This is a genomic window from Halorarum sp. SLYT50 (assembly GCF_059821265.1).
Genome location: NZ_JCAMRW010000002.1, coordinates 199,647 through 221,607, shown reverse-complemented (window position 1 = coordinate 221,607; position 21,961 = coordinate 199,647). Strand labels below are relative to the sequence as shown.

19 protein-coding genes are annotated in these 21,961 nt (G+C 67.8%); 6 read left to right on the top strand and 13 right to left on the bottom strand.

The features are described from left to right. Positions 1-89 precede the first annotated feature (89 nt). Positions 90-1,016, bottom strand: a complete 927-nt coding sequence (locus tag AC6RUA_RS16600) for an NAD-dependent epimerase/dehydratase family protein (RefSeq protein WP_499815862.1) — start codon at positions 1,014-1,016, stop codon at positions 90-92. A 655-nt stretch (positions 1,017-1,671) separates the two neighbouring features. On the opposite strand from AC6RUA_RS16600, the gene AC6RUA_RS16595 reads away from it, so the two are divergent. The 5 genes from AC6RUA_RS16595 to AC6RUA_RS16575 all read left to right on the top strand — a co-directional run bounded on the left by AC6RUA_RS16595 (position 1,672) and on the right by AC6RUA_RS16575 (position 6,604). Then, positions 1,672-2,850 (top strand): tubulin/FtsZ family protein, encoded by a 1,179-nt coding sequence (locus AC6RUA_RS16595; protein WP_499815861.1) that lies wholly within the window; start codon positions 1,672-1,674, stop codon positions 2,848-2,850. Positions 2,851-2,902: 52 nt separating this feature from the next. Next, the gene (locus AC6RUA_RS16590) at positions 2,903-4,129 is read left to right on the top strand and encodes a tubulin/FtsZ family protein (RefSeq protein WP_499815860.1); all 1,227 of its coding nucleotides are present in this window, start codon (positions 2,903-2,905) and stop codon (positions 4,127-4,129) included. 168 nt (positions 4,130-4,297) lie between these two features. Continuing rightward, positions 4,298-5,197 (top strand): aldo/keto reductase, encoded by a 900-nt coding sequence (locus AC6RUA_RS16585; RefSeq protein ID WP_499815859.1) that lies wholly within the window; start codon positions 4,298-4,300, stop codon positions 5,195-5,197. A 101-nt stretch (positions 5,198-5,298) separates the two neighbouring features. Continuing rightward, positions 5,299-5,718: a HalOD1 output domain-containing protein gene (locus AC6RUA_RS16580; RefSeq protein ID WP_499815858.1), complete on the top strand. Its 420-nt coding sequence runs from the start codon at positions 5,299-5,301 to the stop codon at positions 5,716-5,718. Positions 5,719-5,836: 118 nt separating this feature from the next. Further along, positions 5,837-6,604 carry an SDR family NAD(P)-dependent oxidoreductase gene (locus AC6RUA_RS16575; protein ID WP_499815857.1) on the top strand — a complete coding sequence of 256 codons (768 nt, stop codon included), beginning with the start codon at positions 5,837-5,839 and terminating at the stop codon, positions 6,602-6,604. 90 nt (positions 6,605-6,694) lie between these two features. Here AC6RUA_RS16575 and AC6RUA_RS16570 read toward each other — a convergent pair whose 3' ends face one another. Together AC6RUA_RS16570 and AC6RUA_RS16565 are read right to left on the bottom strand one after the other, a co-directional pair. Then, positions 6,695-7,666: an aldo/keto reductase gene (locus AC6RUA_RS16570; RefSeq protein WP_499815856.1), complete on the bottom strand. Its 972-nt coding sequence runs from the start codon at positions 7,664-7,666 to the stop codon at positions 6,695-6,697. A 361-nt stretch (positions 7,667-8,027) separates the two neighbouring features. Beyond that, positions 8,028-9,098: a Gfo/Idh/MocA family protein gene (locus tag AC6RUA_RS16565; RefSeq protein WP_499815855.1), complete on the bottom strand. Its 1,071-nt coding sequence runs from the start codon at positions 9,096-9,098 to the stop codon at positions 8,028-8,030. Positions 9,099-9,917: 819 nt separating this feature from the next. On the opposite strand from AC6RUA_RS16565, the gene AC6RUA_RS16560 reads away from it, so the two are divergent. Continuing rightward, positions 9,918-10,781, top strand: coding sequence for an amidohydrolase family protein (locus AC6RUA_RS16560; RefSeq protein ID WP_499815854.1), 864 nt, complete (start codon positions 9,918-9,920; stop codon positions 10,779-10,781). Between the two features lie 96 nt (positions 10,782-10,877). Here AC6RUA_RS16560 and AC6RUA_RS16555 read toward each other — a convergent pair whose 3' ends face one another. The 10 genes from AC6RUA_RS16555 to AC6RUA_RS16510 all read right to left on the bottom strand — a co-directional run bounded on the left by AC6RUA_RS16555 (position 10,878) and on the right by AC6RUA_RS16510 (position 21,925). Next, complete coding sequence (locus AC6RUA_RS16555; RefSeq protein WP_499815853.1) at positions 10,878-12,299, bottom strand: alpha-L-fucosidase; 1,422 nt, start codon at positions 12,297-12,299, stop codon at positions 10,878-10,880. A gap of 115 nt (positions 12,300-12,414) precedes the next feature. Beyond that, on the bottom strand, positions 12,415-13,221 hold the full coding sequence (locus AC6RUA_RS16550; RefSeq protein ID WP_499815852.1) for an SDR family NAD(P)-dependent oxidoreductase: 807 nt from the start codon (positions 13,219-13,221) through the stop codon (positions 12,415-12,417). A 109-nt stretch (positions 13,222-13,330) separates the two neighbouring features. Next, positions 13,331-14,656 carry an alpha-L-fucosidase gene (locus AC6RUA_RS16545; protein WP_499815851.1) on the bottom strand — a complete coding sequence of 442 codons (1,326 nt, stop codon included), beginning with the start codon at positions 14,654-14,656 and terminating at the stop codon, positions 13,331-13,333. Between the two features lie 73 nt (positions 14,657-14,729). Beyond that, a complete protein-coding gene (locus AC6RUA_RS16540) occupies positions 14,730-15,074 on the bottom strand; it encodes an L-rhamnose mutarotase (protein ID WP_499815850.1) in 345 nt (114 codons plus the stop codon). A 68-nt stretch (positions 15,075-15,142) separates the two neighbouring features. Then, entirely contained in the window at positions 15,143-15,379 is a 237-nt protein-coding gene (locus AC6RUA_RS16535) for a hypothetical protein (RefSeq protein WP_499815849.1), read from the bottom strand. A 112-nt stretch (positions 15,380-15,491) separates the two neighbouring features. Next, positions 15,492-16,565, bottom strand: a complete 1,074-nt coding sequence (locus tag AC6RUA_RS16530; protein ID WP_499815848.1) for an ABC transporter permease — start codon at positions 16,563-16,565, stop codon at positions 15,492-15,494. Further along, positions 16,552-17,568 carry an ABC transporter permease gene (locus tag AC6RUA_RS16525; protein WP_499815847.1) on the bottom strand — a complete coding sequence of 339 codons (1,017 nt, stop codon included), beginning with the start codon at positions 17,566-17,568 and terminating at the stop codon, positions 16,552-16,554. Before AC6RUA_RS16525 ends, AC6RUA_RS16530 begins: the two co-directional genes overlap by 14 nt. Positions 17,569-17,580: 12 nt before the next feature. Beyond that, positions 17,581-19,455 carry an ABC transporter substrate-binding protein gene (locus AC6RUA_RS16520; protein WP_499815846.1) on the bottom strand — a complete coding sequence of 625 codons (1,875 nt, stop codon included), beginning with the start codon at positions 19,453-19,455 and terminating at the stop codon, positions 17,581-17,583. A 96-nt stretch (positions 19,456-19,551) separates the two neighbouring features. Continuing rightward, positions 19,552-20,850, bottom strand: a complete 1,299-nt coding sequence (locus AC6RUA_RS16515) for an alpha-L-fucosidase (RefSeq protein WP_499815845.1) — start codon at positions 20,848-20,850, stop codon at positions 19,552-19,554. A gap of 4 nt (positions 20,851-20,854) precedes the next feature. Then, positions 20,855-21,925 carry an alpha-L-fucosidase gene (locus AC6RUA_RS16510; RefSeq protein ID WP_499815844.1) on the bottom strand — a complete coding sequence of 357 codons (1,071 nt, stop codon included), beginning with the start codon at positions 21,923-21,925 and terminating at the stop codon, positions 20,855-20,857. Positions 21,926-21,961: the final 36 nt, after the last annotated feature.

Sequence of the window (21,961 nt, the reverse complement as noted above, 5' to 3'; positions counted from 1 at the left end):
CGGAGCACCGGGGCGGTCCGGATGGCGCGTACGGGCAATCCGCGGTCGGTGAGAGCGGACGAAGCCCCGTGTTTCGCGCGGAGGTCAGGCTACTCGGTCGACGTGTACGGCTCGCACACCATCCGGATTCCCTCGTCGAACGCCACTCGCGGCTCCCAGCCGGTCGCCTCGCGCATCTTGCTGGGGTCCGCCTTGGTGTCGTGGACGAACAGTTCGTCCGGAATCGGATTGTCGACGTACTCGGGGGTGATGTCGGTACCGAGTTCGTCGTTGAGCATCTCGACGACCCGGTTGGCGCTGTAACTCTCGCCGGTACCGAGGTTGTAGACGCCGGTCAGTTCGTGGTCGGCGGCGAGTTCGATGCCACGGACGATGTCGGACACGTGCGTGAAGTCGCGGGTGTGCGAGCCGTCGCCGTAGATGACCGGCGACTCGCCGTTCGCGAGGTCGTCGGCGAACTGGGCGATGATGTTGGCGAACTCGCCCTTGTGCTCCTCGGCGCCCCGCATGCCCTGGTAGACGGAGAAGAACCGCAGACCGGCCACGTTCATGTCGTGTGCGTTGGCGTAGTACTCCCCGTAGCGTTCCCGTGCGAGTTTGGAGGCCTCGTACCCCGTCCGGGCCTCGACTCGTTCGTCCTCCGAGGAGGGGTCGGTTCGCGACCCGTATATCGAGGAGGTGGTCGCGTAGACGACCGTCTCACACCCCGTCGCGCGGACCTGTTCGACCGTGTTGACGAACCCCTCGACGTTGACGCGCACGCCCGCCTGGGGGTCCTCCTCGTGCATGGTCAACGACGAGAGAGCGGCGAGGTGAAAGAGGACGTCGACGTCGGCGGGGAGGTCGTCGTCGAGGACGCTCGCCTCGACGAACTCGACGTCGTCCGAGAGGTTGTCCGGCGTCCCCAGGTAGAGGTCGTCGACCGCGACCACGTCGTTGGCCTCCGCGAGGTGGTTCGCGAGGTTCGACCCGATGAACCCCGCTCCTCCGGTCACCAGTATCCGCTTGTCGTGCATCGACTAAGTAAATCGGACGGGACAGTAAAGAATTGCCGATGGATGTTTTTTGTCATGTGTGGGTTGCGAACTCAACCTGCGAGGCCACCAGCTGACCCCACCGACGAGCGCCGGACGGTGATAATCGGCCCATTATCGCGCCGCGGAGCACGCCCCAGCCGTCGTCTACTTCGCCGACGGAGACGATAATCTCCAGAGCCGACAGGTGGTGCGTCCCGCTCTCACTCCTCCCGTCTCCCTAGCGGACACCGAACGGTCGACCGCCGATACGTCGTTGCCGGTCGCCGGTCAGTACGCGTCGACGTACCGACGCACGGCGCTTCGACGCCGGAGCGGTGGACGCGGACAACGACCCTCCTCGCTCCCCGGCGTCCGCCGTAGTCGCGTCGTTTCCGGGATACAGTATAGCGCTATGCGATATACCGAGTATCGTCGACCGGGAGACTCCGGACTGGCACAATAGCGGGAGGTGACATCAGTGTACCACAACCGTGCGCGTCGCCGCTGTGAGTATCGTATTTGAAAACTATTGGCCAAGATATAAATCAAGTCGGCGGTGAGAACGTATTCAACTGGGTGCACGAAGCGGCGGTCGGTTCGCGGATGGAGGCCCGTTCGGGGCGACCGCCGGTCAACCTGGTCACTACACCCCATCATGAAACTAGGCACGATCGGTGTCGGTAACGCCGGCAGCAAAATCGTCGACAAGATGGTCGAGTTCGAGACGCTTACCAACCGGAACCTCTGCCGGGACGCGCTGGTGATAAACACCGCGCGGACGGACCTCACCAAACCGGACCACGTTCCCGAGGACCGGCGAATCCTCATCGGCGACACGCACCAGAAGGCCAAAGGCCACGGCGTCGGCGGGGACGTGGAGGTCGGCGCGGAGGTCGCTCAGAACGACATCGACGAGATTCGACGCGCGTTCGACGACGTGGACATCCACGAGGTGGACGCGGTCCTGGTCTGCGCGTCGCTCGGTGGCGGCACCGGGAGCGGTGCGGGTCCGGTGGTCATCGACGAACTCCAGAAGATGTACGACGAACCGGTGTACGCGCTCGGCGTACTCCCCGGGAAGTACGAGGGCGGCCGGCCCGCGCTGAACGCCGCCCGGTCGCTCCAGTCGTTCGTCACCAACGTGGACAACTTCATCGCCTTCGACAACGACGCCTGGCGCTCGAAGAACCAGACGGTCGGCGAGGGGTACGAGGGGATGAACCGGGAACTGGCGACGCGCATCGTCACCCTGCTCGGCGCCGGGGAGTACGACGAGCCGACCGTCGCGGAGAACGTGATGGACGCGAGCGACATCATGCGGACGCTAGACGCGAGCGGGGTCTCCTCTATCGGCTACGCGTCGACGTCGGTGGAGGGAGCCGACGACCAGGACGGTCTCCTGCGACGGTTCCGGAACGAAGAGGAGGTCGAGAGCGGGTCGACCCCCGCGGCGAAGATCAACGGACTCGTCCGGCGGGCCGTCAACTCCCGGCTCACCCTCCCCTGTGAGGCCTCGAGCGCCGACCGCGCGCTGATCGTCCTCTCGGGGCCGCCGTCGGAGCTCTCGAGGAAGGGACTCGAGAGCGCGCGCGAGTGGATCGAGAACGAGGTCGACACGGTGGACGTGCTAGCGGGCGACGACCCGCGGGAGGACGCCACGGCGCTCTCGGCGGTCGTGTTGCTCTCGAACGTCACCGAGACGCCCCGCATCGACGCAATCCAGGAGCAGGCGGTCGACGCGCAGGACAAGATCGCCGAACAGGACGCTGTCAGAGAAGAGGAGATCACCGACCTGATCACGGACGAGCAGGGCAAGATCGACCCGGTCATCTGACAGTGCTCTCCGCCAACCGTCCGGGCGGACGCCCCGCCCGGGGAGCGCGGCCGTGAAGCTGGCGGCCGTCGGCGTCGGGGCCGCCGGGAGCCGCGTCGTCAATCAGCTCCTGACCCTCGAAGCGTCGTCCGGTCGTGACCTCTGCCGGGGGAACGCGCTGCTCGTCAACTCGAAGGGACCGACGTTTCACGCGGCCGAGCGCGTGCCCCAACCGCGCCGGTTGACCATCGGCGACGTCCACGAGGCGGTCGACGGGTCGGGCACCGACGGCGACCCCGACCTCGGAGCCGACGTCGCCCGGACCGAGCGAAACGAACTCGTCCGCGCGTTCGACCGGGTCGAGTTCCACGAGGCCGACGGCGTGCTGGTGGTCGCCGGACTCGCCGGCGGGACCGGGGGTGGCGCCGGCGCGGTCGTCCTCGACCGGTTGCAGTCCATCTGTGACGAACCGGTGTACGCCGTCGGCGTGCTCCCCGCCGCGTCGGAGGGGCAGCGGCGGGCGCTCACCGCCGCCCGGTCGCTCCGGTCGTTCGTCGAGACGGCGGACAACGTCATCGCCTTCGACAACGACGAGTGGAGGCCAGGCGACTCGTCGGACCCGGAGACCGCCGACGCGACGGACAACGGCGACGAGGACGGGGAGGACGAGGACGCACTCGCCGCGGAGTTCGAGCGCGTGAACGTCGCGCTCGCGGAACGGCTCTTCGCCCTGTTCGCCGCCGGCGAAGGCGACGGGGGGTCGGCCCCCGAGACCCGGCTGGACCCGAGCGACGTGATACGGACGCTCGACACGGGGGGCGTCTCGTCCGTCGGATACGCCTCGGTCGAGGTGCCGCGGACCGGCCGCCTCCGCTCGCTGGTTCGCGCGGCGCGAGACCTGCTCCCCTGGGCGTCCGGTCGCGAGGCCGACGACGTGGAGGGCTCGACCGACGCCGCCAGGCTCAACCGACTGGTCCGCCGGGCGGCCCGGTCGAAGCTGACGCTGCCGTGCGAGATATCGAGCGCCGACCGGGCGCTCGTCACCCTCTCGGGGCCGCCGCGGGAACTCTCGCGGGAGGGGTTCGAGACCGGCCGCTACTGGCTCGAGAACGAGGCCGACGTCGTCGACGTGCGGGCGGGCGACGAGCCGAACGGGCGGGCGACGACGCTCACCGTGGTGGTCCTGTTCTCGAACGTGACCGACGTCCCCAGAATCGACGCGATGCAAGCCCAGGCCGTCGACGACCGGGAGCCCCTGAGCGCCGAGTGGGAGCGCTTCGACGCGGCCGAGCCTCGGTAAGCGCCGCGCTCTCCCCCCGCGTGGACGCCCAGAACCCGCCGGACGCCCGGTGCCGCCCGGTACCCGCCGACTCCGATTCCCCGGACCCGGCCGGCGCACCCGCCGGCTCGCGGCGCCGCGCCGCGAGGGGGCCACACGGTTATTGTCGTGCGCTCCACACACCTTCGCATGGAAACCCGACCACTCGGCGAGACCGGACACGAGAGTTCGCTCCTCACGTTCGGCGCGATCGCGCTCAACTACCTCGAACAGGAGGCGGCCGACGAGATGGTCGAGTCGGTGCTCGACGCGGGCGTGAACCACGTGGACGTCGCTCCCTCGTACGGCGACGCGGAGGTCAAACTCGCGCCGAAGCTGAACGAACACCGCGACGAGATCTTCCTCGGCTGCAAGACGCAGGAACGGTCGTACTACGGCGCGTGGGGGTCGCTCGAACGGTCGCTCGAACGGCTGGGCGTCGACCACATCGACCTCTTCCAGTTCCACGCGGTCACTCGCTACGACGAACTCGACCGCATCACGGGCGAGTCGTCCCGCGAGACCGGCGAGGGGAACCACGGCGGCGCGCTCGCCGCCTTCGAGGAGGCGAGAGAGGAGGGGATAATCGACCACATCGGCCTGACGAGCCACGGCGACCCCAGCGTCATCCGGACGGCGATACGGCGCATCCCGGAACTGGAGACGGTCATGTTCCCGTTCAACGCGACACTCGACGCCCGAGAGGGGCCGGAGTACGACTACCGCTCCGTCCTCGAGTTCGCGAACGAACGCGGTCTCGGGACGCTCTGTATCAAGGCGTTCGCGAAGCGACCGTGGTCCGACGACGTCCCCGAGGACGACCGGCCGTACAACACCTGGTACGAACCGTACGACGAGCAGGACGACGTCAAACGCTGTCTCCGGTACGCGCTCTCGCAGGGAATGACGACCATCCCGAACGCGGGCGACCCGGAGCTGGTTCCCGCGATTCTCCGAGCGGCCGAGGACTACGAACCCGTGTCGGCTGACGAGGCCGAGCGACTCCGAACCGAGCGAGCGGACGACGACTCCCCGGTCCCGGCGCCGTAACGCCGCGGAGGCTAAGTTCGACGGCCGGCGACGGAATTCGACGAACGCCGACGCAACACGAAACCGTGTGAGTGATACCACTCGAACTCGTGACGCGGTGCATGGACGGCGTCGAAGACGAGAACGGGTGGTCGGTCGCGAGCGACGAGGGGTTTCGGGAGGCGCTCTCCACCCTCGTCGACGAGGCCGCGTCGAGCGGCGTCGACGTTCGCGGGCGCTGGCAAGCCACCGGTGACGACGCGGACGACGGCTGGGAGGTCGAAATCGCCGACCCGTCGGCACGCTCCGTCGTCGACGCGACGGACGAGGGCCTCAGCGTCTCGTCGATAACCGAGGCGATAACCGCTCGAGAGGGGGTCGAGACGACCGACCTCCCGCCCCTCCACGACGCCGTCGACCCGGAACTCATCGAACTGCTCGGCGACGCCGGTGGCGAGAGACCGAACCAGTACCTGACGTTCGAGTACGCCGGCTACCGGGTCACCGCCTGTTCCGACGGCTCGGTCGTCATCGACGGGTAGCGAACCCGGAGCGCCCGCACACGCAGGTCCGTTCGTCACGTCCGGCTCGGTGTCCCCGACTCCACCCGCCACCACTCGGCGCGAGGATATATCGTGACCGGGAGCGTGGTGCCCGTCTGTGTCCGTACTCGACTCGTTCAGACTCGACGGGAAGACCAGTATCGTGACCGGCGGGAACCGCGGCATCGGTCGGGCCATCGCGGACGCCCTGGCCGACGTCGGCTCCGACGTCGTCGTCGCGAACCGCGACGAGGAGTCGGGAGCGCAGGCGGCCGAGGAGATCGCGGCCGAGACTGACGTCGAGACGCTCGCCGTCCGAACCGACGTGACCAGCGAGTCCGACGTGCGGGCGATGGTCGAGGCGACCGTCGAGGCGTTCGGCGGTGTCGACGTCCTCGTCAACAACGCCGGAATCGTCCACCACGCCGCCGTCGAGGACAAACCCGTCAGCGAGTTCGCGGACACGCTCGACGTGAACCTGACCGGCGCGTACCGCTGTAGCAAGTACGCCGGCGATGTGATGAAGGCGGGCGGCGGCGGTGCGATACTCAACGTCTCCTCGATGTCGGCGTTCGTCGCCAACTATCCCCAACACCAGGTGGATTACCAGGCGTCGAAGGGGGGCCTGGAGGCGTTCAAGACCCAGCTAGCCTCGGAGTGGGCCGAACACGGAGTCCGCGTCAACAACGTCAATCCCGGGTACGTCTTCACCGACAACATCGTCCACGGGGAGGACGTCGTGGAGACGTGGCGCTCGGAGATGCTGGTCGACGAGTTCGCCCACCCGGAGGACATCGCACCCCTCGCCGTGTACCTCGTCAGCGACGCCGCGTGGTACGTGACGGGCGAGTCCGTCGTCATCGACGGCGGGTACACGGTGCGGTAAGCGGGGCAGCCCGAGCGTGGATAGGAGATATTCGTACTACCTATGCTACCTCAGCTATTTCTCCTATTCTTTCTATCTGTACTATCTGGGCTATTCGTGGCCGAACACCGGGACCGGGTGGTACGGCTCTTCGAGGTACTCCACGTCCGAGTCCGAGAGGTCGACCGACAGTGCGTCGACGGCGTCCTCGAGGTGCTCGACGCTCGACGTGCCCACGATCGGCGCGTCGACGTTGTCGTTCTGGAAGTGCCACGCGAGCGCGATCTGCGCCATCGTGACCCCCTTCTCCTCGGCGAGTTCCTCGACGCGGCCGTTGATATCCTCGCTGGCCGGCCCCTCGTGGTAGGGCGTCCCGTAGTCGACTTCGTGTTCGGCGCGGGTCGTCGTGACGAACTCGTCGTGCGGGCGCGTCAGGTAGCCGGCCCCGAGCGGCGACCACGGGATGACGCCGACGTTCTCCCTGTCGCAGACCGGGTACATCTCGCGCTCCTCCTCGCGGTACGCCAGGTGGTAGAGGTTCTGCATCGTCTCGAAGCGGGCCAGCCCCTCCCGGTCCGAGACGTGGAGCGCCTGCTGGAACTGGTTCGCCCACATCGAGGACGCTCCGATGTGTCGAACCTGCCCCCGGCGGACGGCGTCGTCGAGTGCGCGGAGCGTCGTCTCGATGGGCGTGTCGTCGTCCCAGCGGTGAATCTGGTAGAGGTCCACCGTCTCCATCCCCAGTCGGTCGAGCGAGTGCTGGAGTTCCTGCTCGATGGTCTTGCGCGAGAGCCCCTCCGCGTTGCGGTGCTCCTTCGCGCCCGGCCAGCGGACCTTCGTCGCCACCACCTGTTCGTCGCGGTCGTACTCGGCGAGGACGTCGCCGAGAATCTCCTCGCTCTCGCCCGAGGAGTAGACGTTCGCGGTGTCGAAGAAGTTGATCCCCAGGTCGATGGCTCGCTCGACGAGTTCCCGCCCCTCGTCGGCGTCGAGCATCCAGTCGTCCCCGCTGCCGAAGCTCATACAGCCGAGACAGACCTTCGAGACTTCCATCCCCGTCGAGCCGAGTGTCGTGTACTCCATTCCGAACTGGTGGACGGAGAGCGGTCGGATATGTCTAACGTCCGTTTCGTGATACGTCGAGGGCCGAGGGGATCGGCGGCTCCTTCCCTCGCTCTCGTCGCCGGTGAGCGAGGCGACTCACTCGAGTTCGAGCGGCCGCCCGCAGTCCGGGCACTCCTCGTCGACGATGCTGACCGCCGCGTCGCAGTCCGGACAGAACTCGCGGTAGCAGGCGCGGTCGCCCATGGCTCGAGAGACCGGACGCCGGCCTCATAAACCCGCGGTCGCGTCGGACGACGAGCCGTCCGGTGGGGCGTCCCGGAACGCGGCCGCCCGGCGGAATCGGGAACCGAAACCGAGCGCGTCGTCTACCCTGCTCTCGCTACTCCAGAGCCACGTCGTCGGGGTCGATGTCGACGAAGGACCCGTCGCTGCGGGCGGACTCGTACGCCGCCTCGGTGACTGCGGTCACGCGGAGGCCGTCGATCGCCGTCGCCACGGGTTCCTCGCCGGTCCGTATCGCGTCGACGAACGCCTCTGCCTTCGTCGGCTGGTCGTGCCGCGAGAGCCGGGGGCGGTACTCGCCGCTCTCCTCGTCGATCTCGGCGTACTCGTTCGGCTCCCAGTCCTGACTGTCGAGCGTGACCGCCCCCTGTTCGTCCCACATCCGGACGTGCTCGCGCATGCACGGCGTCTCGCCCGACAGCGAGAACGAACCCGTCGCGCCGTTGGTGAACCGGACGGTGACGTTCGCCCGGCCGTCGACGCGTTCCGCCTCGTCGACGAAGTGCATGTTGGCCGAGACGGCCTCGGGCGTGAGTCCCGTGCTCCACAGCACGCCGTCGAGCAGGTGGCTCCCGGTGTCGTAGAGGTAACCGCCGCCCGAGAGGTCGGGATTCATTCGCCACGCGTCCTCGAAGCGGTCGACCCAGTCCTGCGACACCTCGGCGGTTATCCAGCGCGGCTCGCGTCCCTCCTCGTTCCACAGGTCGCGCGTCTCGACGAACGACGGGTAGAGGTGACGCTGGTAGCCGACCATCAGCACCTCCTCGCGGTCGTCGTCGCGTTCGACGAGGTCGCGCGCGTCGTCGAGGTCGGTCGTGAGCGGTTTGTCACAGAGCACGTGCAGGTCGCGCTCGAACGCGGCGACCACCTGGTCGTAGTGGAGGGTGTGTGGGGTCCCGATGAGCACCGCGTCGAGCGACGCCGAGTCGAGCATCGACTCGTAGTCCGTGTACCGCCCGTCCTCGTCCACTCCCAGTTCGTCCGCGGCCTCCTCCAGGGTCGACTCGTCGATGTCCGCGAGCGCGACGACGCGCGCATCGTCGTGGTCGACGAACCCCTCGCCGACCGTCGTCCCGATGTACCCGCCGCCGACGATGCCGACCCGCAGGGGGTCGGCCTCGGCGGACGCCGTCGTCTGTTCCTCGTCGTCTCCCACGGTATCGCTCATGTAAGGGGCGATTTCCGGCCAGCAGATAAGTGCTGTCGTTCGCGTAAGTGACTCGTCGTTGATAGAGGCTCTCACCGTGGACGGTCGGGTGGCGGCGGATGGGGAGAGCCGACAGCGACGCCGGCCGCCGGTGACGCTGGCAGGCGGGGCGGGTGGGACCTCCCGGGGCCACCCCGCACCGCAGGGTTCGGTCGCGACGACGCGATTCCTCGGCGGTAGAGGGTGCCCATAGTATAATTTCAACACACATAATCGAATCTCGTCTTGTGTTCGAATCGATAGCTGAAGTCCAAAACACCGGAGGCGACACTGGACCGCTGGTGCCCGGACGACCGACGGCGAATCGAGGAGTCAACGGCAGAGACCGACGGTCGGATGCCGGACACTGATGAAATCCTCGACGCGTCGGTCGACAGGTCGGGCGGACGCCCGGCGGCGATTCTGGGGATAGGAGGGTCGTCGTCCGCTTCCGCTCCAAGATGGGGGTCTAAAGATGTATACTACTGTTATTAGATGTATAGATAGACCACACACATATTATGATTTCACGGCCGATGCCGCGGGAGGATGACGGCGGTCGACGCTTCCGTAGGAGCGTCCGTCGAACCGAACGACGACGGGGAGACTGACGGAGAGACGAAGCAGCGACGCGGTCGGCCTCCTCGTCGACACCCCCCGGTCCCGGACCGGGACGGCCGGACTACACCCCCGGCGAGACGAGTACCGACGTGGGCGCAGCACACCGACGGTCCTCGCTCGGCGAGCGAGCGGACCGCCCAGCGTGAAGGTTTACAACGGAGTCGCGCGACCGTTCAACCCATGCTGATAGACGCGCACACGCACGCGTGGGGTGCCGACAGCGACGAACTCCCCTGGGTCGCCGAGATGCTCCCGCCGGGGTGGGAGGGTCGGTACTCGCACGCCGACCTGGTGGCCGACATGGACCGCGTCGGCGTCGACGAGGCCGTCATCGTCACCACGCCGCTGTACGGGCGCGGCGTGCGCGCGAACGAGTACACGATGCGGAGCATCGAAGCCCACCCGGACCGACTCTACGGGGTCGGACTCGTGGACTTCTTCGGCGACGAGGAGACCGTCCGAGGGGACGTCCGCCGGGTCGTCGGCCACGACCGGATGCTCGGCGTGCGGTTCCACGCCGCCCTCGAGTACGGCGCGATTCCGGGCGACGTCGACCGGACGGGCGACTGGATCGCCGACGAACGGCTCGAACCGGTGTGGGAGGAACTCGCCGCCGCTGGCGCGTGCGCGTTCGTCTTTCCGAAGGCGGAGCAACTCCCGCTGGTGACCGACCTCGCGGCCGACCACCCGGACGTGACGTTCGTGGTCGACCACATGGCGTGGCCCGACGAGACCACCGCGCCGGACGAGGGGCCGTGGACCGCCTTCGCGGACCTGGCCGAACACGGGAACGTCGCCGTGAAGGTCAGTTCCCTCCCGCGCTCCTCGGATGAGGGGTGGCCGTACGAGGACCTCCACGGCTACGTGCGGAACCTGCTGGAGTGGTTCGGACCCGAGCGGCTCCAACTCGGCTCCGACTACCCGTGGATGGACAGCTGGGCGCCCTACGACGACTGCCTCTCGTGGGTCGACGCGATGGAGGGCCTCTCGCGGCGCGACCTGGCGTACCTCTCGTACCGCACCTTCCGCGACCTCCACCGCTGAATCGGGACCCGGCGGTCGGAGTCGACGAACCGGACACCCGGTACCGACGGCGGCGCGGTCCGCGCGACGAATCGGCTCGCCCGGGACGGGTCGGGACTACGCCCGCGGGTTCTCCACGCCCTCGATGCGGACGACGTAGGCGTGGTCGTGGTCGGGCCGCGCGGGCAACTCGACGCGGAGCGTCCCGCCCGAAACCGTCGTCTCGCAGTCGGCGTCACCGTCGGCGGTCAACAGGGCGGCGTCGGACGCGTCAGTCAGGTCGACGTGGTCGGGGACCGAGAGCGTCAGGTCGTCGCCGGGCCAGTCGAGTGCTGTCGCGTAGAGGTCGCCGTCCCGGTGGGTGTACCGCACCTCCACGTCGGCGCCGTCGTCCTCGGCGACCGCCCAGGGACGGCTGGCGAAGACGGCGTCGCCGTTCACCGTCAGCCATTCGCCCAGGCCCGCGAGCGGTGTCCGCTGGAGGTCCGGGATAGTGCCGTCCGCGCGGGGGCCGACGTTGATGAGGAGGTTCCCGTTCTTCGAGACGATGTCGACGAACGAGTGGACGAGTTCCGCCGCCGAGAGGTGGTCGTCCTCGTCTTCGACCTGGTTGTAACCGAACGAGTGGCCGATGCCGCGGCAGGCCTCCCACTTCCCGTCGCGAATCTCGTCGAACGAGGCGTACTCCGGCGTGACGAAGTCGCCGTGGGTCTCCTCGTTGTCGCGGCGGTCGCCGTCGGGGTCGATGGTCGGCCCGATGGCGTCGGTCGCCGCCCGGTCGTTGACGACCACCTCCTTGCCCCGTTCCGCGGCCCGGTTGTAGTAGTCGGCGATGAGTTCCGTCGCGTGCGCGTGCTCGCTGTCCGCCTTCGGCACGTCGAACCACAGCAGGTCGGGGTCGTACTTCCGGACGAGTTCGCGGTGCTTGGCGTTCATGAAGTCGACGTACTCCGACCCGGGGCCGCCCTCCTCCTCGGCGGGTCCACCCGGGTCGAAGTCCGGGTGGCCGAACCGACCCTCGAACCCGGGCTGGTAGTAGTTGTAGTTGGCGTGGTAGGAGGCGGCGAACCGCAGCCCCCGGTCGCGGACCGACTCGCAGAGGTCACCGACGACGTCGCGCTCCGGCCCCATCGCGGCGGCGTCGTACTCTGCGTAGTGGGAGTCCCACAACGGGAACCCGTCGTGGTGTTCGCCGGTGAGGACCACGTACCGCGCGCCGACGTCCGCGAAGAACTCGGCCCACTCGGCGGGGTCCCACTCGGCGGCGTCCCAGTCGTCGATGAAGTCGGCGTACTCGACGTCCTCGCCGTACTGCTCCAGGTGGTACTCCCGAGTCGGAGAGCCCTCCTCGTACATGTAGTACGGGTACCACTCGGCGTACGGGGAGGCGTTCGCGCCCCCGATTTCGGCGTCGGTCGGCGCCCACGCCGGGACGGAGTACACCCCCCAGTGGATGAAGATGCCCAGTTTGGCGTCGTGGTACCAGTCGGGGACCTCGTGCCGGTCTAACGACTCCCAGGACGGTTCGTACTCTGGCATGGTGGTCGGTCACACACGTTCGACAAGAATCCTCGGTAGGCGGCACGCGTCGCCGCTTCGGACGGGGAGGCGTGCGGCCCGTTCGCGGCCGGCGGACGGTGGCGCCGAAACTACCTCACTGGAGGTTGCCGCCGCCGCTGATGCGGAGGATGCTCCCGACGACGTACGACGCGCGGTCGCTGGAGAGGAACAGCACGCCGTCGGCGATGTCGGACGGCCGACCGAGTCGCCCGAGCGGTTCGGAGTCGCCCCACTCCCGGAGGACGTCGTCCGCGGTCCGGTCTGGGTCGTCCTCCGCGAGCATCTCGGCCTCGTAGCGGAGCTGGTAGCTCTCGGTCATGTCCGTCGAGACGGCGTTCATGCGGATGCCGTGGTCGGCCAGGTCGTGCGCCATCCGCCACGTCAGCCCGTTTATCGAGGTCTTCGAGACGCCGTACAGTCCGCGCGGCCCGGACCGCCGGTCGCCGGTCTGGCTGGTGTGGTTGACGATGCTCCCCTCGATGCCCTCGGCGATCATGTGCTCGGCGACGAGTTTCGACGCGTAGAACTGCGCGCGGACGTTCACGTCCATCGCGAAGTCCCAGTCCTCCAGCGTCGCCTCGACCATCGACTCCTCGCGGGGCCACACGGCGGCGTTGTTGACCAGAGTCGTCACCCGGCCGAACTCCTCGATGGCGGTCGAGACGAGTTTCTCGATGCCCGCCGGGTCGGAGACGTCGGCCGCGACGCCGATCACTCGTCCCTCCGCGTCCCCGTTCAGTTCCTCGACGGCTCGCTCCACGTCGTCTTCGGTCCGGGCGTTGATACAGACGTTCGCGCCGGCGTCGACGAACCCCTCGGCGATGCCGCGACCGATTCCCTTCGTCGACCCGGTCACGATGGCCGACTCGCCGGCGAAGTCGTAGGAGGTGGTTCCGACCATACTCCCACATTCTCGAAACCGTACTTATAACTACGCAACCCGACGCCGACCGACGAACGCGGTTCGAACCCGGTGCTCCGACGACGAGAGCGAATCCGAGCCGAGGGAGTCACAGCAGGTGGTGGTGGGAGGCGGGCCACGAGAGGGCGACGACTTCGTCCGGGCTGGCGCGCCGACCCTCGGGAACGGCGAACGTGACCGTCCCCACTCGGCCCTCCTCCGCCTCGAACGAGGCGTCGAGTTCCTCGCCGGTACGGACGAGACGGACGTCGGTCGGGTCGGGAACGTCGCGCACCTCGACCGGGCCGTCGTGCCCGTCGAGGACGTGGACGAACCAGACCCCCTCCCGGCGCGTCACCGGAACCGGCGCACGTGCGGGCCACGGCCCTCGCTCCACGCCCCGGACGGTGTGACCGCTGTGGTCCATCCACTCGCCGAGCGCCGCCATCCGTTCGTACGCCCCCGGCGGGAGGTCGCCCGCGGCGGTCGGCCCCACGTTGAGCAGGAGGTTCCCGCCGCGGCCGACGGTCTTCGAGAGCAGGTCGAGCGTCCAGTCCACGCCGCGGTACCGCTCGTCCTCGTGGTAGCTCCACCCGGGGACGGCCCAGACCTGACAGAGTTCCCACCAGCCGTCCATGGGTTCGTCGGGCAGTTCGTTCTCCGGCGTGTCGTAGTCGCCGAACGGGGTGTAGTCCTGCCGGCCGTTCACGACGACGTGGGGCTGTTCGGCGCGGACCAGCGAGTACAACTCGCCCATCCGGTGGTCGACCGACCGGTCCCAGACCGAGAGGTCGAACCAGAGCAGGTCGATGCGGCCGTAGCGGGTGAGCAACTCCTTCACCTGCGCTTTGGTGTACGCGAAGTGGTTCTCGAAGCGCCGGAGTTCCTCGACGTCCTCGACCGGCCGGTGCCGGCGCGAGGCGGCGTAGTCGTCCCACGTCTCCGGCCGGGGGAACTCCGGGGAGCGCCAGTCGGGCAGCGAGAAGTAGAAGCCGACCCTGACGCCCTGCCGTCGACAGGCGGCGACGAACTCCCCCACGAGGTCGCGCCCGTCGAGGTACTGTCTCGTCGAGAACTCGCCGTGTTCGCTCGGCCACAGCGCGAACCCGTCGTGGTGTTTCGTCGTCAACACTGCGTACTCCACGCCCGCCCCCCGTGCGGCCGCGAGCCACCGGTCCGGGTCGTACGCGTCCGGGTCGAACTCCTCGGCCAGCCCGAAGTACTCCTCCGGGGGCATCTCGGCGTCGACGAGTTCCTGCCGGTCGCCCGTCATCCCGTCCTCGTCCTCCCAGGGTTTGTCCCGGACCATCCCCCACCCGATTTCGACGTCGCCGGCGACGCTCGACAGGCCCCAGTGGACGAACAGCCCGAACCCCGCGTCGTCGAACCACTGCGCGTCCGGATGCGTGTTGGTTGCCATCGTAATCTCAGCCATATCGCGCCGGTATGCTAGCTCGTCGCATAAAACTGCGCGTCCAGGAAACGCGCCCGCTCGCTCCTCGCGACGGTCACGCGTCGTCGGCCTCGAACGACCAGACGTGGTCCATGAGCGGCATCGACCCCTCGTCGACGTCGACGCCCGACCGCTTGAACTCGCCGACGCGCTCCTCCCACTCCCGGCACTCGGGGTCGTCCATGTACTCGTCCTGGAAGGCGTCGAAGTCGTCCACCTCGATGTAGCCGATGGAGAGGTCCCCCTCCACGAACAACTGGAACTGGCGGACGCCGCCGCGTGCCATCGCCTCCGAGACCGCCGCGGGGACGTCCTCGTGTGCCTCCAGGTAGTCGTCGACTCGGTCGGGGTCGAGTCGCTGAATCATGGCGATACGCTCGACGTCGTCTCTGTCTCCCATGCCACCGGGTCCCGCTCCGCGACCAATACTGTTTTTCTCGATTTCAGACACGTCACGACCGCCCCCCGCTACACCCGGTCGCAGCGGTAGAGCGGAACGGCGAGGCCGACGAGGGTGACCGAGAGGACGAGGAGGTTGACCTGCAAGACGACGTACGTCGCGGACGCGGGGGGAACGAAGAGGAACGAGAACAGCGTGAGGAGGAACAGCGTGACCGCCAGCGAGAAGCCGATTCGGACGGCGCCCCGGAGGTGACAGATGGTCTCCCAGAACCGCTCTCGGCGTCCCGCGCTCGGACTGCCCATACCCCCACCAGCGCGAAACGACTAATCAATCTGTCGAGCGCCGGCGGGGCGGGGGTCGGAGAGGGCGCCACACAGACGCCCGAGTTGTCCCCGAGTGTTCGGGGTCCCCGAGCTAGCCAATCGTCGAGGGAGAGGTGGTGTCCTCGGCGGGGTCCGAACTCTCGACGTCGGCGGCTCCCGTCTTGTGTCTCGCCCGGATGCGGGGGTTGAACAGCCGCTCGGTCCCCTGCGCGAAGAGGATGAGCCCCACCGTGATGAGGAGGATAGTGACCAGCGGTGCGACGACCCAGTGGATGCCGCCCCAGTAGTAGAGCGCCCCCTTCTGGTACGCCATGTTGAGGATGACGCCCCAGTTGAGCTGGCTGAACGGGAGCGCGCCGATGAAGTACAGCGCCACGGAGTTGAAGATGACCCGCCGGCCGGAGGCGACGAAGTTCATCAGGATGTACGGCATCAGGTTGGGGAGGAGGTCGTCGGTGATGATGCGGTCCGTGGAGACGCCCATCGTGCGCGACGCCTCCACGTAGTTCGACTCCCGGAGCGTGAGCACCTGCGACCGGATGGAGCGCGCCAGCCCCGCCCACGCGTTCGTCGAGATGATGATGCCGACGAGCAGCGGGTTCCGCGGCGAGAAGATGACCGCGAGGACGATGATGAGCGGCAGGCCCGGGATGCTCATCATGATGTCGCTGACGATCATCAGGACCCGGTCGACGACCCCGCCCTTGTACCCCGAGAGGGTGCCGACGGCCGTCGCGAGGACGGTCGTGAACACCGCGCCCGAGGCCAGCATCAGCAGCATCGACGGCGTCGAGTGGACGATGAGCGCGAGGATGCTCTGACCGAGCGCGTCGGTCCCCAGCGGGTACGCCATCGTCTGGAACGGCAGCGCCATCTGCGGACCGCTGGTCGAGGGTACGTCGACGACGTAGACGCCGACCGTCCCCATCAGGACGTACAGCAGGATGATGGCGAGGCCGACGCGCGCGCGGACGTCCTCCCAGATGACGCGCGCCGGAGTCAACACGACCGCTTCCAGCCAGTTCCGGTAACGGTCGCGCTTGGAGAAGTTCGTGTCCGAGACGATGTCGAACGGCGACTCCCCGGAGAGGTCCGACTCGGACCCGGAGACGCTCCCGCCGTCCGGGAGGCGGTCGGCGTCGGGACCGTCGTCAGTAGGACTCACGCGACCCACCTCCCCCGGCCCGCGGGTCGAGCAGACCGTACGTCAGGTCCGCGACGAAGATACCCACCACGACCGCGATGGTTATCATGACGAAGATGCCCATCATCAGCGGCGTGTCCCGCGTGTTTATCGCCTGGTACATGTAGTAGCCGGCCGCGGGATAGCGGAATATCATCTCGAGGATGATGGACCCGCCGAAGATGAACCCCAGGTCGATGAGCAGGCGGGTGTACATCGGGAGCACCGCGTTCCGGCCCACGTACCGGAGCGCGATGCGGTTCTCGGGGACGCCCCGCAACCGCGCGACCCGCAGGTAGTCCTCCCCGAGGACGCTGATGGCGTTCCCCCGCATCGCCAGCGCCAGGCCGCCCATCGCGGTGATGACGATGGAGAGTATCGGGAGCGCCGCGTGGTAGAGGACGCCCGTGACGAACTCAACGGTCACCGCGGGTTCGACGCCCGTGGGCGTCTTCCCGCTCGTCGGGAACATCCGGAGCCAGTACCCGAAGACGAACAGGAGGATGAGCGCCGCCGCGTAGTAGGGCACCGAGTTGAGCGAGATGGACGTGACCGACCCGAGCGTGTCGAACGTGCCGCCCTCGTAGTACGCGAGTAGTGCCCCGAACACCACGGCGAGGCCGTACGTGACGAGCAGGGCGATAGACGCGTAGAAGATGGTCCACGGGAGCGTCCGGGCGAGGATGCCCGCGACCGGTTCGCCGTAGTAGATGGAGACGCCGAAGTCCCCCTGCAGTACCGCCGAGAGGTAGTCGAGGTACTGCTGCCAGACCGGTTTGTCCGGCTGGAACGAGATGTACTTCTCGACGACGACCATCGCCTGCTCGAAGCTCATGTCCGCCGACATGGAGAGCTTCGCCAGGATGTACGCCGCCGGACCGCCCGGCAACGCCTTGACGAGGCCGAACGAGATGGTGAGCACCGCGAAGACGGTGAGTACCGACTGCCCGAGGCGATAGGCGAGCCAGTTGTTGGTGAGACCCATCCTAGACCCTCCTCACTGTTTCGGCGCGAGGGCGCCGACCTTGGGCATCCAGTTCAGCGGGTTCGGGACCTTCATCTCGGGGTCGCCCTCCTCCGGAACCTGCCACTTGTCGGTCCGAATCATCGCCACCAGGTGCCGTTCCGTGAGGCGGACCTGCGGCATCGTCTGGTTGTATATCCACGCGAGTTCGTTGACGAGGCGGGTCTCCTCCTCGCCGGTGACCGTGCCGAGGTCGGTTATCTTCTGGTCGATGTCGACCTGCTGGGTCGAGCCGTCCGTCTGCCCCGGCGGCCACGGGACCTCCGGGGTGAGGTTCGCCTGGGTCCCCTTCGCCCACGGGCTGGAACTCGGGAGCCAGGTGAGACTGTAGTCGCCGAACGGGTGCTGTTGCTTCCAGCCGCTGGCGGTCCAGAGCGCGATCTCGAAGTCGCCGTTCGGGACGGTGACGCCGAAGAACCGGCTGTTCTCGACCGTGCTGACCTGCACGTCGACCCCGAGCGCGGCCATGTTCTCCTTGAACACCTGCGCCCAGGGCACGCGTCCGCCGATGGTCTTCAACTCGACGGAGAACTGCTCGCCGCTGGAGTCCACGAGTTCCTCCCCCTGTTTCTCGAAGCCCGCCTCCTCCATCAGCGACTGGGCCGCGTCGAGGTCCACCGGGGCGTAGTCGACGAGGTTCGAGCTGACGTCGTCGGTGAGGTAGTCCTCGAAGTAGTAGTTCGACATCCCCGTGAACAGCGAGGCGGCCTCCTCGTGGCCGTAGTCGATGGACGCCATCTTCGCGTGGTCCGTCGCGTACGCCAGCGCCTTCCGGACGCGCGGGTCGTCGAAGGGTTTCGCCGTGTGGTTGATGTCGATGCCGAACCCGTTGAACGTCGGCACCTTCGGGAAGACCGGACTCCCCGGAATCCGGTTCATGAAGTCCTCCTGAATGCCGCCGGTGATGGTGGGCGCGCCGTCCAGTTCGCCGCCGACGAGCGACTGCTTCTGCACCTGCGGTCGCGTCTCCCAGAACGTCGGGACGAACTCGCGCTTGAAGTTGATCTGGTCGTACGCCCAGTAGCCCTCCCACGGACTCGCGGCGATGCTCTGGGGCGTGACCTCGTCGATCTTCCAGGCGCCGTACCCCAGCGGTTCGTCGAACGACGTGTCGAGGAGTTCCTGCGTGACCGACTGTATCTCGTCGTCCGACGACGCGTCCTCGTACTGCTGGAGGAACGACTCGTACCGCCCCTCGTGGACGAACAGGACGTCCTGGTGGAACGCGGTGTTGATGAAGATGTCCGGGTTGACGTTCGAGTCGAGCGTGGCCGTGAACGTGCGGTCGTCCTCCGCGACGACCTCGGAGGTGTACTTCCAGAGGCCGGTGTCCTCCCCGTACACGTGCTTGTCTATCTGCTTCTGGGCGACGATGTCGCCCGCGGTGACCGGCTTGCCGTCCCACCACTTCAGCCCCTCGCGCAGCGTGAGCGTGACCGACTCGCCCTGCGTGAACTCCCAGTCCTCCGCGAGGTCCGCGACGAACTCGTTCTTGCCGGGGTGGTACTCGATGACCGGCGACCAGAACGCGATGGTGATGGACTCGTCGCCCATCGCCGTCCGGTTCGGGTTGTAGTTGTTGAACTGGTACTGGGTGGGCTCCTTCTGGAGGCCGCTGACGAACACCTGGTCCGAGAGCTGTTTCCCCTCCGTGCTCTCGCCACCCCCGTCCCCGGTGGTGCCGTCCCCGCCGCCGCTCTCGCCGACGGTGGTGCTTCCGCCCTCGGTGCCGCCTCCGCCGTCGCCTCCGCCGGCGCACCCGGCTATCCCCACCGCGCCGCCGACGCCGAGCATGGTCAGCAGTTCTCGCCGAGACAGGTCTTCCGGTCTGAGTGGCTCAGTCACCATTGTGGGGTGAAGATAATTATGTTGCTGTAATAACTGTGTCGGTAGTTACCTCACCGCAGAGTGAGAGGAAGAGTCGCGTCCGCGGGCGCGGCCCCGTCAGTCCACGAACTCGGCGGCGGTGATCTCGACGACGAGGGGGTTGGGCCACTTCACGTCGTCCGGCGCGTCGTCGTACGTCTCGGGGTTGTAGACGCGGTGGGCGTTCGTGACCGTCAGGTAGAGCCGGTCGTCCCCCTGCGTCCAGCTAGCCTCGGGGGTGAGGTCCGGCCGGTACTCGAAGACGCGGCCGGACTGGCCGAGGACGCCGACCTCCGTCTCGTCGGTCGCGCGGACCGACGCGAGCGAGACGGTCCGCGGCTCCTCGTCCATCGGCCACTGTGTCCCCGTGACGGCGGCGTAGACGGTCGTCGGCTCCTCGTCGGCCGCCCGGGTGAGCCACACGTTCCCCTCGCGGATGCGCGGGCAGGGGCGCGTTCCGACGACGGCCTCGCGGTTCAGGAAGTTCCACAGCCCGAGTTCGCGGAGGCGGTCCTCCTGCGTGCGGGGAATCGTCCCGTCGGGTCGCGGCCCCACGTTCAACAGGAGGTTCCCGCCCTTTGCGCGCGTCTCGACCAGCGTCTCTATCAGTTCGGTCCCGGACTTGTACGACTCGTTGCCCGCCTTGTAGCTCCACTGCGAGCCGACGGTCATGCACGCCTCCCACGCCTCGTCGAGCGGTTCGGTACGCAACTCCTGTTCGGGCGTCTCCATCGCACCCCGCGTGACGACGATGTCGGGCTGGAGTTCCCAGGCGAGTTCCCGCAGGCCGACCGCCTCCCCGTCGAGGAACAGGCACGCGACCGGACCGTAGTCGGTGAGCAGTTCCCGGAGTTGTTCCTTGTTGTGCTCCATCAACTCGGGGTTGTTGCTCGGCTGTGCGTCGTCGCCGTCGCGGGTTATCTCCGTTCCCTGCTGCCGGAGCAGCCAGAAGTCGTCCGGCGAGAAGTAGAACCCCACCGGGACGTCCCACGCGCGGAACGCGTCCGCGACCTGTCGGACGACGTCCTCGCCGTAGGGGGTGTTCGTGACGTTGAACTCGGTGGTGTCGGTGTCCCACATCGCGAAGCCGTTGTGGTGTTTGGTCGTGAAGACGACGTACCCGAACCCCGCGGCGCGCGCCAGCCGCGCCCACTCGTCGGGGTCGAACCGCGCCGGGTCGAACGTCTCGGGGAGGTCCTCGACGTACCGGTCGAGGTACGCGTCGGACGCGCCGACCATCGAGTGGCTGATGACCGACCCGAGTTGGGAGTCGACGGACCAGTGGACGAACAGCCCGAGTCCGCGGTCGCGGAACCACTCTAGCCGGTCGGGGTCGTTGCCGTGCGTCTCGGCCGCTTCGGTGTGGCGTTCGGACATCGTCTCACGCCTCCCCCGGGAACCCCTCGCGCTCGATGCGGTCGCCGACCGCGCGCAGGACGTCGGTGTCCTCGGGGTCGAGCGACCCGTCCGGGAGCGGCCCGGTGTTGAGGAGCAGGTTGTACCCCTTCGACCGGACCTCCCCGAGGAGGTCCCACACTTCCGCCTCGGTCTTGTGTTTCCCCTCGGCCTCCGCGAGGTAGCCCCACGAGTGGCGAATCTCGTCCTCGTACTCCTCGCTCGGGAGCATGCACGCGCACACCTCGCCGGGCGTGCCCGACTCCTCGCCGTGCGACTCGTAGTACAGTTCCGGCGCGACGAAGTCTTCGCTCCCGGTGACGCCGTCCTTGAACGAGACCAGCGTCTCCGGCCGGGCCGACCGAATGGTGTCGTACAGGGCCGGCAGGTCGAACGGCTCGGGGTCCCACCCCGCCTTCCCGGGCTGCGTCGAGAAGACCGCGGGGTCGAACCAGATGCCCGCCGGGTCGTACTCCAGCAGTTCGAGACACTGCGCCTCGACGTAGTCGAGGTACCGGTCGAGGTCGTGACCCGCGTCGGCGTACGCGCCCGGCCGGGTGTCGTAGTCGGGTCTGGCCGGGTGACCCCAGTCCTCGCGGTTCGGCGCGTGGGGGTGCCGCCAGTCGATGCCGACCGAGTAGTAGCAGAAGAACCCGAGGCCGGCGTCGTGGCAGGCCGCGGCGAGTTCGCCGACCAGGTCGCGTCCGGCGGGCGTCTCCGTCGAGTTGTACCCCGTCTCGTCGGTGTCGAACAGGCAGAAGCCGTCGTGGTGTTTCGTCGTGAGGTTGACGTACTCCATCCCGGCGTCCCGCGCGAGTGCGACTATCTCCTCGGCGTCGAAACGCTCGGCGGTGAAGTACTCCCGCAAGAGCGCGTACTCGTCGGGCGGAATCTCCTCGTAGTACTGCACCCACTCGTGGTTGGCGAGCAGCGAGTAGAGGCCGTAGTGTAGGAACAGCCCGTATCGGGCGTCCTCGAACCACTCGACCGCCGCCCCGCGCGGGTCCGTCTCGTACCTCTCCTCGTACTCCGCGAGGTAGGGGGGAATCGTACCCATGGCCCCCGTGAGACGCCCGGGGTGATATATGTTGGC